The 12,588-nt window shown below is 61.8% G+C and carries 9 protein-coding genes; 7 read left to right on the forward strand and 2 right to left on the reverse strand.

From position 1 onward, the window contains the following. Window positions 1-99: 99 nt before the first annotated feature. Both rpsB and NE637_RS10945 read right to left on the reverse strand, forming a co-directional pair. Window positions 100-876: a 30S ribosomal protein S2 gene (rpsB, locus tag NE637_RS10940; RefSeq protein ID WP_192112210.1), complete on the reverse strand. Its 777-nt coding sequence runs from the start codon at window positions 874-876 to the stop codon at window positions 100-102. Window positions 877-1,117: 241 nt separating this feature from the next. After that, entirely contained in the window at window positions 1,118-2,635 is a 1,518-nt protein-coding gene (locus NE637_RS10945) for a DUF2079 domain-containing protein (RefSeq protein WP_256267733.1), read from the reverse strand. Between the two features lie 204 nt (window positions 2,636-2,839). Between NE637_RS10945 and NE637_RS10950 the strand changes: the two genes are divergently transcribed. The 7 genes from NE637_RS10950 to NE637_RS10980 all read left to right on the forward strand — a co-directional run bounded on the left by NE637_RS10950 (window position 2,840) and on the right by NE637_RS10980 (window position 12,562). Further along, complete coding sequence (locus NE637_RS10950; protein WP_227118935.1) at window positions 2,840-5,752, forward strand: insulinase family protein; 2,913 nt, start codon at window positions 2,840-2,842, stop codon at window positions 5,750-5,752. A gap of 107 nt (window positions 5,753-5,859) precedes the next feature. Then, window positions 5,860-6,675 (forward strand): cobamide remodeling phosphodiesterase CbiR, encoded by an 816-nt coding sequence (gene cbiR / locus NE637_RS10955; protein WP_227118937.1) that lies wholly within the window; start codon window positions 5,860-5,862, stop codon window positions 6,673-6,675. A gap of 33 nt (window positions 6,676-6,708) precedes the next feature. Further along, on the forward strand, window positions 6,709-7,770 hold the full coding sequence (locus tag NE637_RS10960; protein WP_256267734.1) for a DHH family phosphoesterase: 1,062 nt from the start codon (window positions 6,709-6,711) through the stop codon (window positions 7,768-7,770). Between the two features lie 338 nt (window positions 7,771-8,108). After that, on the forward strand, window positions 8,109-8,906 hold the full coding sequence (locus tag NE637_RS10965) for a 2-amino-3,7-dideoxy-D-threo-hept-6-ulosonate synthase (protein WP_192112206.1): 798 nt from the start codon (window positions 8,109-8,111) through the stop codon (window positions 8,904-8,906). Window positions 8,907-8,911: 5 nt separating this feature from the next. Beyond that, the gene (locus NE637_RS10970) at window positions 8,912-9,895 is read left to right on the forward strand and encodes a 3-dehydroquinate synthase II family protein (protein WP_215646704.1); all 984 of its coding nucleotides are present in this window, start codon (window positions 8,912-8,914) and stop codon (window positions 9,893-9,895) included. 1 nt (window position 9,896) lies between these two features. Then, window positions 9,897-11,129 (forward strand): prephenate dehydratase, encoded by a 1,233-nt coding sequence (gene pheA, locus NE637_RS10975; protein WP_227118941.1) that lies wholly within the window; start codon window positions 9,897-9,899, stop codon window positions 11,127-11,129. After that, complete coding sequence (locus NE637_RS10980; protein ID WP_227118943.1) at window positions 11,126-12,562, forward strand: 3-phosphoshikimate 1-carboxyvinyltransferase; 1,437 nt, start codon at window positions 11,126-11,128, stop codon at window positions 12,560-12,562. Before pheA ends, NE637_RS10980 begins: the two co-directional genes overlap by 4 nt. Window positions 12,563-12,588: the final 26 nt, after the last annotated feature.

Genomic DNA, 12,588 nt, shown 5'->3' on the forward strand with positions numbered 1-12,588 from the left:
GCCTCCGCGAAGCGCGGCGCGCAATCTTTCATCCAGACGGGGGCAGCGCAGCCCTTACAGGTTGCGCCGCCCCCAGGATACGGAATATGGAAAGGCCTGCTATTCGGCGGGAGCGGCTTCCGGAGCGGGAGCGGCGGCTTCAGCCTTCTGCATGGCTTCTTCGGCGTTGACGGCTTCGCCCTTGTGATCCTTGTTCATGGCTTCGCCTTCCATGCAGGCTTCGGCGAAAGCAGCCACAAACAGCTTGATGGCGCGGATGGCGTCGTCATTGCCGGGGATGATGTAGTCAATGACATCGGGATCGCAGTTGGTGTCGGTCACGGCCACGATCGGGATGCCGAGCTTGCGGCATTCCTTGACGGCGATGTCTTCACGGTGCGGGTCGATGATAAAGGCAAGCTGGGGAATGCGGTCCATGTTCTTGATACCGCCAAGGGTTTCCTCGAGCTTTTTCATTTCGCGTTCCAGAAGCAGAATTTCCTTCTTCTGGTAGCGATTGATGGTGCCGTCGCCAAACATGGCTTCCAGCTTCTTCAGACGGTCCACGCTCTTCTGGATGGTGACAAAGTTGGTGAGCGTGCCGCCCATCCAACGGTTGGTCACGTGGAACTGACCGGCGCGGCCAGCCTCAGCGGCCACTGCTTCCTGAGCCTGACGCTTGGTACCGATGAACAGCACCTTGCCGCCCTTGGCAACAGTGTCGACCACTTTGTCGTAGGCGACGCGGAACAGCTTGACGGTCTGCTGCAGGTCAATGATATGGATGCCGTTGCGGGCGCCAAAGATGTAAGGACGCATCTTGGGATTCCAGCGGCGGGTCTGGTGACCGAAATGCACGCCGGTTTCCAGCATTTGCTTCATGCTGACATAAGCCATTGGGATTCCTCCAAAGGGTTAACTTCTTCCACCCATGCCCTGACCCTGCAACCCGATGTCCACACCCAGGAGGGACAAGCCGTCCTTGGGCGCAAAAAATGGACGACGCCACACGCGCCGTCCCACCGGGCACCCCGGGCCGCTGCCTTTGGGTGTGCTTGATGGAAAGGGAGTCAATACACTATCACCTTGCGAATAGCAAGCATTGATGCGGAAATTTCCGCGCAAACCGCAGATCAGCCTAACGGCTCAGCCCCTGCACAAGCTCAGGCTGGGTTTCGCTCAGCCCCTTTCCTGCATAAATGACCAGAACATCACTGTTCTTTACGCGGACAAGATCGGGATGCGCGTCAAAAAACGCTGCCGCCCGTTCAAATTCCCCACGTGATACCCCGCCCCCGCCGCCCGCAAGATAGGCCGTGCCCGCATAGGGTGAAATCATCACCACACTGTCGCCTAGCGGCCCGTCCATATGCGATATGTCGGCGATATAGCGCTGATAGGGATAAAATACGTGCGGCCCAAGGCCGGACTGCGCCCACACGCGCACAGTCGGAGGAAAGTTCGGCAATTGCCCCAGAGCTTCGCGCAGGCGCGTATAAGACTGCGCCTCGGGGTGTTGCAGCAGCCGCGCCACTGTCACAGCCGGATTATACCAACCCGTCTGCGTAGCGAGCATGATGACGGCCATCGCCACACCGGCGGCGGGCAGAAGCTTTTTCCACAATGCGGGGCGCAGTTTGCCCTGCACCCACATGCAGGCGTGGCAGATGGCGAGCATCAGAAACACGCCGGGCAAATCCTCATACTGCCCGGCCATGGCCCACATCTGGCTGTAGCCGGAAACAGCCACCATGGCGAGATAGGGCAACGTGCACAGCAGGCAGAGCAAGGCCTTGCGCCCAAGCAGGGGCAAAAACCACGAGTACGCCAACAACTGGATATAGTATCGCAGTTTGAGATCCCACTGCCCGCGCACATCTACAAAATGGCTGAAGGCATAGCCCGTGCCCGCGCCTGCAAGCTGGCGCATGTAGGGCAGCCATACCTTTGTGACCGTGACAAACCACAGGCCGGAACACAGGCATAAAATAGCGCCGACACGCCGCTGCCCCAACAGCAAAAAGGCATACATGCCCAGGCAAAAAATACTGGGCGCGGCGCGCTCCTGCGCCAGAAAGACCACAAGGCAGCATCCGGCTAGCGCCCACCAGCGGCGCTTGTGCAGCATGAGCACGGCCAGCATGAGCATGGGCGTGACGAGCGTTGTGTAGTGAACCTGCCGCGACCACGGCGTGAGCACCGGACGGAAAAAAAAGAAAAGAAGCAGCGCAAAACCTGCCGTCCACACCCAGTTGCCAGAAGGCGTATCGCCTTCCGCTTCTTCATGCAGGGTGCGCACCAGCCGGGGCAGAATAAAGGCCATTGCCCCCACCGCCACGCCTTGCAGAACGCTGAGGGGGTACGGGCTCTTCCACGGCCCCACAAGGGGGGCCAGCAGGGCCGTCAGGGGGGTGCAATGGTGGGCGTAAAAGGGTTTACCCTCATAGACGTTGGAAAAAGGAGCCTGCCAGTCCCAGCCGTTCCAGACCCGCCAGATCTGCGTAATAAAGTAGCCAAAATCCGCATCATTGATGACAAAGCTGCGCATTTGCAACACGCTGCCCCATATGAACAAGGCGGCAAAAGCCAGAGGAATGTACCAGAGCACCAGCTTTTCCGCCAGTGCAGACCCGCCTGTACAGGACTTGCAGTTCATGTTCATATCATCTCGCTCAATCAAAAATTTGCGGCCCCGCGCAAGGGCATGGGCTGATTTCAGTATCACGCCGGGAGCCGGGTCACAAGCCGGGCATGACGCGCCCGCTGGCAGCGCCCCTTTTCAAACGGCGCATCTATACTTATAGTTAGAGTTCACGCTGCGCCTCAAGCGGCGCTGCACATCAACACTTCAGGATTCATCATGAACAAGCACGGATTCACTCTTCTTACAGAACAGCATCTGCACGAAGTGGACGGCACCGCCCGTTTGTGGCGGCACGAGGCCACGGGAGCGCAACTGCTTTCCATTAATAACTCTGACGAAAACAAGTGCTTTGGCGTCAACTTTCGCACGCCGCCAGCCGACTCCACAGGCGTTGCCCACATTCTGGAACACTCCGTTCTTTGCGGCTCGGACAAATATCCCGTCAAGGAACCCTTTGTGGAACTGATGAAGGGATCGCTGCAAACCTTCCTTAACGCCTTCACCTTTCCCGACAAGACCTGCTACCCCATCGCAAGCTGCAATCTGCGCGATTTTTACAATCTCATTGACGTCTACATAGACGCAGTGTTTCACCCGCGCATCGATGAAGATATCTTCCGGCAGGAAGGCTGGCACGTGGAGGCCGAAACGCCCGATGGCCCGTGGTCGTACAAGGGCGTGGTCTACAACGAGATGAAGGGCGTCTACTCCTCGCCCGATTCCGTCCTCGCGGAGCAGAGCCAGCAGGCGCTCTTCCCCGATACGCTCTACAGCCTTGATTCCGGCGGCAATCCGGAAAACATCCCCGACCTCACCTACGAGGCCTTTTACGATTTTCACAGCCGCTACTACCACCCCAGCAACGCCCGCTTTTTCTTCTGGGGCGACGACCCGGAAGACGAACGTCTGCGTCTGACGGCAGCCGCGCTTGAGGGCTACACGGCCCGACCGGTCAATTCCGACGTGCCTTTGCAGCCGCGCCTGGAAACCCCGCGCCAGATTGAAGTGGCCTATGCCGCCTCCAAGGGCGAAAAACGCGCGCTGTTCACGGTCAACTGGCTTTTGGGCGAGCGTGGGGACGTGCATCAGGCCCTGCTGATGGAAATGCTCGAGCATATCCTTGAAGGCCTGCCCGGCTCCCCCCTGCGCAAGGCGCTCATCGCCTCCGGCCTTGGTGAAGACACCACCGGCTGCGGGCTGGAGACTGACCTGCGCCAGATGTACTACTCTACCGGTCTCAAGGGCGTGGCCCCGCGCGATGTGCAGCAGGCCGAACTGCTCATTTTTGACACCCTGGCCCAACTGGCGGAAGAAGGCATCCCCCGCTCGGCAGTGGAAGCCGCCGTCAACAGCGTGGAATTCGCCTACCGTGAAAACAATTCCGGGCGCTTCCCCCGTGGGCTTTCGGCCATGGTGCAGTCGCTGACCACATGGCTGTATGATGGAGACCCGCTGGCCCCGCTGGCGTGGGAAGCCCCGCTCAACGCCCTCAAAGCCCGCATTGTGGCTGGCGAACCCGTATTTGAACAGGCGATTAAGGACTGGTTCCTCAACAACGAGCACCGCGCCACCGTGGTGCTGCTGCCCGACACCAAACTGGGCAAAGCCCGCGAAGACGCGGAAAAGGCCCGCGTGGACGCCGTACAGGCCGCCGCCGGTGCCGAGGCCCGCGCCAGGATGGTGGAAGAAACCACCCGCCTCATGGAAGCCCAGAGCGCGCCCGACAGCCCGGAGGCTCTTGCGACCATCCCGGCCCTGGGGATTGAAGACCTGCCGCGTGAAAACGCCTTGCTGCCCCGCGCAGTGGCAGAACTGCCCGAGACGTTCCTGACGCACGAGCTGCCCACACAGGGCATTGCCTACGCAACCCTGTTGCTGCCCCTTGCCAATGTACCGGACAGGCTCGTGCCCCTGCTGCCGCTCTTTGCCCGTTCCCTCACCGAAACAGGCACCGCCAAACGCGACTTTACGGAGCTTGGCGCACTCATGGCCGCAAAAACGGGCGGCCTTGGAGCAGAAACGCTGGTGGGCCTTGTGCGCGGCAGCCGCAAGACTTTTGGCTACCTTGGCGTGTCTGGCAAGGCCGTGTACGACAAGCTGCCTGACCTCTTTGCCCTGACCCGCGAGATTCTGCTGGAACCCCTGACGGACGCCGACGTGTTGCGCGAACGTCTGGGCCAGATGCTGCTGGAAGGCAAGGCCCGGCTGGAGCACGGCTTGCAGTCCGCCGGGCATGCGGCGGTCAGCGCCCGCCTGCGGGCGCGCTTCAACGGCGCAAGCGCCATTGCCGAGCGCACCTCGGGCCTGAGCTACCTTGAGAGCGTACGCGGCCTGCTGGAACGCATGGACACGGACCCGCAGTCTGTTTTGAACGATCTTGAAGAACTGCGCTCACGCATCATCGCCCGGCCCGGCGCTGTTATGGACTGCACCGCGGAGGCGCAGGGCCTCGCACTGGTAGAAACGGAAGCCCGCCAGTTGCTGCGCTCGCTTTCACCCGCACGGGCAGGAGCGGCAACGGACTTTGGCAACGCCCCTCTGGAACTGCCCAAGGGCGAAGCCTTCATTGCTCCGGCCCAGATCAACTATGTGGGCAAGGCCGCCAACATCTATGATCAGGGCTATGTGTACCACGGCTCGGCCAGCGTTATCCTGCGCAGCCTGCGCATGGGCTACCTGTGGGAGCGCGTGCGCGTGCGCGGAGGCGCGTACGGCGCGTTCTGCAATCTTGACCGCCTTGGCGGCACCCTTGTGTGCGCCTCATACCGCGACCCCAACGTGGACGACACCCTGGCGGCCTTTGACGGCATGGCCGAATACCTGCGCACCTTCAGCCCGGACAAGGCCCAGCTTACCCAGGCCATAGTGGGTGCGGTGGGCGATCTGGACAGCTACCTGCTGCCCGACGCCAAGGGTGCCCAGTCCCTCTCGCGCTGGCTCACGGACGATACCGATGCAGCCCGCGCCCTCATGCGCGAGGAAATCCTTTCCACCACCGAAAAGCACTTCCGCGAATTTGCCGAGGTGCTGGCCGAGGTTGCACGCAACGGATCCACTTGCGTACTGGGTGGCCCCAAGACCGAAGCAGCAGCCAAGGAACACGGCTGGAGCAGCACCAAACTGGTGTAGCCTCCTGCGATTATAGAATGATAAAGGGGGAGATTTTCCAGAAATCTCCCCCTTTGCGCATGGTGGCTGCATGCCGACGCCACATGCCGCCCACAAGGAACACCCCCATGTCCCGAGATTCAGGCGACCAGACGCTCCAGCCAGACACGCCGCATCTGCGGCCCGCACGCTTTGCAGGCCGTCTGGCCGCTCCGTCCTTTGTGCTGCCCGCCGGAGTGGCGGAAAACGCGCGCTTTCTGGCTGGCAAGGTGGACGAGGTAGGTCTGTGTTTTTTTGAAGCTCAGTCCTGCCTGAACTACGGGCCGCAGGACTTGCCGCCCGATCTGGAAACCCTGCCCCTGCGCTGGCATGTGCATCTGCCCGTTGACCTGCCCTGGCCCGCCAGCAAGAGTACTGCCGCCTATCCTGCCCGCGCTGCCGCCCGCCTGGCCCATGCCGTGCTTGGCAAGGCGGCTTTTCTTCAGCCGCGCTGCGCCGTGCTGCACCCGCCCCAAGGATCGCCGCAAGTGCAACGCCGCCTGCTGGCAGGTTTTGCGCATCACTGGAAAAACTGCTGCGATATTCAGTTGTTGCTGGAAAACGTTGCCCACAGTGATATTACCTGCCTTGGACAGGGATTTCTTCAGGATCACGGACTGGGCCTGTGTCTGGACGTAGGGCACCTCCTGGGCTATGGTCAAAAAAACCTGTTGGTTTCGACCCTGCCAGAGCAGGCGACCATGACGCACTGGAGCGCCCCCGGCGACGGCGACCGGCATCTGCCCCTCACGGCTTTTACGCCCGGGCAGGCGCAGACCGCAGCCGTCCTCATGCAGCGCATCCCCGCTGCGGCAGTGCATATGATCGAGATATTCAACTGGAATCGTTTGGCCGCTTCCCTGCCGGTGCTGGAGGCACTTGCGCAACCGCATTCCGGCAGATGATGAACATTCGCGCATAAACGTTTAAGGAGAATCATGGCTGGCGCCACAGACCACATCGCCCTGCTGCAAAAATGGCGGGCAGGTCTCAGCAAGGACGACCACTGGTGCATCCTCATCAATGCCGACCCCGATGCCCTGGCATCGGCGCTGGCGCTCAAGCGTATTATGATCCACAAGGTGCACAGCGTGGATATTGCGCGCATCAATGAGGTGACCCGCCCCGACAACCTGGCCATGATCCGCTACCTGAACATCCCCGTGCGCCCCTGGCAGCCTGAAAATGCCGACCAGTACACCCACCTTGCAATGGTGGATTCCCAGCCGCACCACAGCAAGGCTTTCCAGGGCCTGCACTTTGACTGCATCATCGACCACCATCCCCTGCCCCGCGCCGCCAACAATATTACGGCATGTTCACTGGCTGGCCCGGCTTTGTTGCGCGATATCCGCCCCAACATGGGCGCCACCAGCACCATGATGGCCCGCTATCTCAAGGCTCTGCGCATGCGCCCCGGCCCAAGGCTGGCCACAGCCCTGCTCTACGGCATCCGCACAGATACGGCGGCGTTTGAGCGCTCTGGCGGCGAAGACGATTTCCGCGCCTATCAGTGGCTTTCGCGCCATGCGGATAACGGCCTGCTGCGCCGTATTCTGCGCAGCGAATACCTGCGGGAATGGCTGCCGCTGTTTTCACGCGCATTCCGTTCCCTTGCCGACTGCCGCGGCGGCGGGGCCTTTGCCTCGCTCAACGAGGTCAACAGCGCAGACCTCTTGGTGGCCGTGGCGGACTTTTTCACGCGGGTGCATGGCCTGCGGTGGATAGCCGTAAGCGGCGTGGTGGACAAAACCGTTATCGTGATATTTCGCGGCGATGGCGGCCGGGACATTGGCCGTCTTGCGGACGCCTGTTTTTACGATGTGGGCGAGGCCGGCGGGCACCGCAATCTGGCCCGCGCGGAGTTTCCCCTCTCGGCAGTGCCAGAAGGCGTGAAACCCGGCGACTTTGTGCTCAAGCGCATTGAAACGCGCAAGCTGCGGCGCAAAACAACAGCCCCGGACGCCCCCTCAGACCCCGCAGAGCGTGGCGCAGCCTGACTTTGCGAATAATTTGCATGCAAACTTCAATTTTCTATTGACAGGCTTTTGCATGCCGCGTAGCTTTTTACCTAGAAAATTTTAAGGATACTTTCATGCAGCGCATTTCTTCCAACCACACCTCCTCCTACGCCGCCGGCATCTTTAGCTGGTATTATTTTGCGTACTTTACCGGAGCCTGTGGTCGGGAGCTTTGCTGACGCGTAAAAGTTAGAAAGTTCAACGGGCCGCAGGCAACAAGCCAGCGGCCCTTTTTTTGTATGGGCCGCCGGAAAAGATGCGGCAAACCCCGCTCCATGCGGGTCACCTTAAAGCAGCAGACTGAAAGGAGCGAGCCCATGTACCTTGGAAAAAAAATCCGCCTGGAACGTATCATCAACCGCGCAAATGGCCGTACCATCATTGTTCCCATGGACCACGGCGTGACCATCGGCGCGGTTGAAGGCCTGGTGGACATGCGCGACACCGTCAACGATATGGCCACGGGCGGCGCTGACGCCGTTCTCATGCACAAGGGCCTTGTGCGTTGCGGGCACCGTAACGCGGGCAGCGACATCGGCCTTATCATCCACCTCTCCGCCTCCACCGCTCTTTCCCCCCTCGGCAACACCAAAACCCTCGTAGCCACAGTTGAAGAAGCCATCAAACATGGCGCGGACTGCGTTTCGGTACACGTCAATCTGGGCGACCCCAATGAACGCCTCATGCTGGCCGATCTGGGACGTGTGGCCGAATCGTGCGACAACTGGGGCATCCCGCTGCTGGCCATGATGTACGCCCGCGGCCCCCAGATCCAGAACGGCTACGCCAAGGACGTGGTGGCCCACTGCGCCCGCGTGGGCGTTGAGCTGGGCGCGGACATCGTCAAGGTGCCCTACACCGGCGATGTGGAAAGCTTCTCTGAAGTAGTGGCCGCCTGCTGTGTGCCCGTGGTTATCGCTGGTGGCGAACGCATGGATTCCACCCGCCAGATCCTCCAGATGGTTCAGGATTCACTGAGCGCTGGCGGCGCGGGTATTTCCGTGGGCCGCAATGTCTTCCAGCATCCCAACCGCGTTGCTCTGGTCAAGGCCCTGCGCGCCATCGTTCACGACAACGCTTCCGTGGATCAGGCCATGGAAATTGTAGGAGAATAAGCCGCATGTCCCGCATCTATTTCAACTGCGTTCCCTTTGACAAGGGCGATGTGACACTGGCGCTGGAATCCGGCGTGGACGGCGTTATTGTGCCGCGCAAGCATGTGGAAGAAGTTTCCGGTCTTTCGCGCTGCCCTGTGTGGGCTGCCGAAGATACCGCCATGATGGCGCTCAGCGTCAAGGCTGACGAAGAAGCCGTGCTCGAACGGCTGCATAAGGGCGAGCGTGTGGTTCTGGCTCGCGGCTGGGAGGTAATACCTGTGGAAAACCTTCTGGCCCAGAGCGACAGCGTTCTGGCTGAGGCCGCTACGCTGGACGAGGCCCGCCTTGCCGCAGGAATTTTGGAACGCGGTGTGGCGGGCATTGTTGTATCCAGAGAGGCCGTGGCCGATCTCAAGACCATTGTCAGCCAGTGCAAGCTCGCGCAGGGGCATGAAGAACTGCAGCCCGCCGTGATCACCCGTGTGGAATCCGTGGGCCTCGGGCACCGCGTCTGCGCCGACACGCTCTCCATCCTGCGCAAGGGGCAGGGCATGCTGGTGGGCAATTCCAGCGCCTTTACCTTTCTTGTGCATGCGGAAACCGAGCGCAACGAATATGTGGCCGCCCGCCCCTTCAGGGTTAATGCGGGGGCCGTGCATGCCTACGTGCGCCTGCCCGGCGACAAAACCACCTACCTTGGCGAGTTCAAGGCGGGGCAGGAAGTGCTGATCGTGGACGCCAACGGCGAAACAAGCCTTGCCACCCTTGGCAGGGTCAAGATTGAAGTGCGCCCCATGCTGCTGGTTGAAGCCCAGGTCACCACCGAAGACGGCGTCAAAACCGGCGCGGTATTTTTGCAGAATGCCGAAACCATCCGCCTGACCACCCCCGGCGGCGAACCGGTAAGCGTAGTGGGCCTGAAGCCCGGCGATACCGTGCTGTGCCGCCTGGACGAAGCCGGCCGCCATTTTGGCATGCGCATCCGCGAAGACATCCGGGAGATATAGCATGGACGACAGCAACAGCCACTGGCCCAAAGGCCACCCCGCAGCCGCAGCAGACCGTCAGGCAGCCTCTCCCGATGAGGCGGGCGCGCGCCTTGCCGCCATCCGCCACGAGATTGACGCCGTGGATCAGGATCTGCTCACGCTCTTTAACCAGCGGGCGGCCCTGAGCCTTGAGGTGGGACGTATCAAGGCCGACGTGCCGGGCATTATCTTCAAGCCCCTGCGGGAAAAGGAAGTGCTGGACAGTCTGGCTACGCGCAACCCCGGCCCCCTGCCGGAGGATCATCTGCGGGCCATCTGGCGCGAGATATTTTCTTCCTCCCGTTCCTTGCAGCGACCCCAGAATGTGGCCTATCTCGGCCCGGAAGGCACGTTTTCCTACTTTGCAGGCGTGGAGTACCTGGGCCATGCCGCCCAGTTCCGCCCCTGCAACGATATTACGCAGGTCTTTCAGGAAGTGGCTTCCGGTCAGTGCGAGCTCGGCGTGGTGCCGCTGGAAAATTCCCTTCAGGGAACCGTGGGCGTGAGCTTTGACCTGTTCCTCAAGTACGACGTGCATATTCAGGCCGAGCTGTTTTCCCGCATTTCGCACTGTCTGCTGAGCAACGCGCCCTCGCTGGCCGCAGTGCGTACCGTGTATTCCCACCCCCAGCCCCTGGCCCAGTGCGGCGCGTGGCTGCGCGCCCATCTGCCCGGCGCTGGCCTTGTGCCGGTGGAATCCACCGCTGCCGCCGCACAGTACGCCGCTGGCAAGGAAGACGCAGCCGCCATCGGTCACGGCAAGCTGGCCGACCTCATGGGCATTGCCGTTCTGGCCCGCCGCATTGAGGACGAGCCGGGCAACTGGACGCGCTTTGTGATCATCGGCCCCGGCGATGCACGCTCGGGTAGCCGCACGGGCGGCCCGCAGCCCGGCCATACCGGCGCGGACAAAACCTCGCTGCTGTTCACCACGGCAGACAAAGCTGGCGCGCTCTCGAGCGTGCTTGACCTGCTGGCAAGCAACGGCATCAACATGCGCAAGCTGGAATCGCGCCCCCTGCGCGGCCAGCGCTGGAAATACGTTTTCTTTGCCGATGTGGAAAGTGATCTGGAAGATCCCCGCTACGCCCCCCTGCTGGAAAAACTGCACGAAGTCTGCACCAGCTTCCGCATACTGGGCAGCTATCCCACAGGGCCGCAACTGGACCGTCTTGACCTCCACTCGGAAACACCGGAGCAGCCAGCCTCATGAGCCAGAGCACCATTATCATCACCGAGGCCGAAAAGCAGGCCACGGCAAGCGTTACCGCACCCGCTTCCAAATCCGTTTCACACCGCTATCTTATTGGCGCGGCGCTGGCGCAGGGTGTTTCCACCGTGCGGCATACCCTTGAAAGCCGCGACCTCGAACGCACCCGCGCCATCCTGTGCGGGGCCGGGGCGGGCATGGAAACCCTGCCCGAAAGCACTCAGGCCTCCGGCGCGTGGCGCGTGACGGGCATGGGCGGCAAGCCGCTCGGCGGCGCAGAGGGTGCGCCCCTCTCCTGTGATGTGGAAGAGTCCGGCACCACTTGTCGGCTACTTACCGCCGTGCTGGCCGCTGGCGAGGGCGAATTTCGCATACACGGCGCGCCGCGCATGCACGAAAGACCCATTGCCGAACTGACGGACGCACTCAAAAAGCTGGGGCTTGCCGTCACCTTTGAAGGCAAGCCCGACTGCCCGCCTCTGGTGCTGCACGCCAAGGGCCTCAACCCCGCGCTGTGCGAGGGAGAGGTGACCCTGGGCATGGATATTTCGAGCCAGTATTTCTCGGGTCTGCTGCTGGCTGCCCCCATGGGGCCTGCGCCCCTGTCCGTAACGCTTGGCGGGCAGAAAGCCGTTTCCTGGCCCTATGTGGGGCTGACCCTGCAATGCCTGACCGACTATGGCATCCGCTTTGATGTGGAAACCCGCGCCGAGGCCGATGCCCCGTGGGAAATGCTGCCTCCTGGCGCATGGCGCGAGCTCAAGGCCGCGCATCCCGGCTGCCTGCGCGTGACAGTCCATCCCGGCGCGTACCGCGCGGGCAACTACACAGTTGAAGGCGACTGGTCTGGTGCCTCCTATCTGCTGGCCGCTGGCGCACTGGGCCTTAAGCCCGTGAGGGTCGAAGGTTTGCGCACGGATTCCCTGCAGGGCGACCGCGCCATGCTGGGCATTTTGCAGCGCATGGGCGCGCGTATGACCATGACGGAGGATTCCGTCACTGTGTACCCCTCCGCCCTTCATGGCGTGGAGCTGGACATGGGCGACTGCCCCGACCTCGTGCCCACAGTGGCCGTTCTGGCGGCCTTTGCGCAGGGTTCCACGCGCATCAGCAATGTGGCCCATCTGCGTTATAAAGAGTCGGACCGCATCAGCGCCCCGGCGCAGGAGCTTGCCAAGGCTGGCGTGGTCATTGACCAGCTTTCAGACGGCATGCTCATTCACGGCCTGGCCGGACGCGGCAACGGCAAGCCGGACTGTCCGCGTTTGCCCGAGGGCGTTTCCCTCTCGGCCCACAACGACCACCGCATCGCCATGTCTCTGGCCCTGCTGGGGCTGCGCCAGCCTGAAACAAACGTGCGCGACCTGCTGGACGACCCGCTGGTGGTGCGCAAATCCTTTCCGCAATTCTGGAATATCTGGGAGCAACTGGCATGAACGGCAATCAAGGCAGCAACGGCGTC

The sequence above is a fragment of the Desulfovibrio desulfuricans genome (assembly GCF_024460775.1).
Taxonomy (GTDB): Bacteria; Desulfobacterota; Desulfovibrionia; order Desulfovibrionales; family Desulfovibrionaceae; genus Desulfovibrio; species Desulfovibrio desulfuricans_E.

What these genes read in the sequence shown, in the direction of transcription:
- rpsB (WP_192112210.1), bottom strand. Translation starts at nt 876, where the DNA reads ATGGCTTATGTCAGCATGAAGCAAATGCTGGAAACCGGCGTGCATTTC.
- NE637_RS10945 (WP_256267733.1), bottom strand. Translation starts at nt 2,635, where the DNA reads ATGAACTGCAAGTCCTGTACAGGCGGGTCTGCACTGGCGGAAAAGCTG.
- NE637_RS10950 (WP_227118935.1), top strand. Translation starts at nt 2,840, where the DNA reads ATGAACAAGCACGGATTCACTCTTCTTACAGAACAGCATCTGCACGAA.
- cbiR (WP_227118937.1), top strand. Translation starts at nt 5,860, where the DNA reads ATGTCCCGAGATTCAGGCGACCAGACGCTCCAGCCAGACACGCCGCAT.
- NE637_RS10960 (WP_256267734.1), top strand. Translation starts at nt 6,709, where the DNA reads ATGGCTGGCGCCACAGACCACATCGCCCTGCTGCAAAAATGGCGGGCA.
- NE637_RS10965 (WP_192112206.1), top strand. Translation starts at nt 8,109, where the DNA reads ATGTACCTTGGAAAAAAAATCCGCCTGGAACGTATCATCAACCGCGCA.
- NE637_RS10970 (WP_215646704.1), top strand. Translation starts at nt 8,912, where the DNA reads ATGTCCCGCATCTATTTCAACTGCGTTCCCTTTGACAAGGGCGATGTG.
- pheA (WP_227118941.1), top strand. Translation starts at nt 9,897, where the DNA reads ATGGACGACAGCAACAGCCACTGGCCCAAAGGCCACCCCGCAGCCGCA.
- NE637_RS10980 (WP_227118943.1), top strand. Translation starts at nt 11,126, where the DNA reads ATGAGCCAGAGCACCATTATCATCACCGAGGCCGAAAAGCAGGCCACG.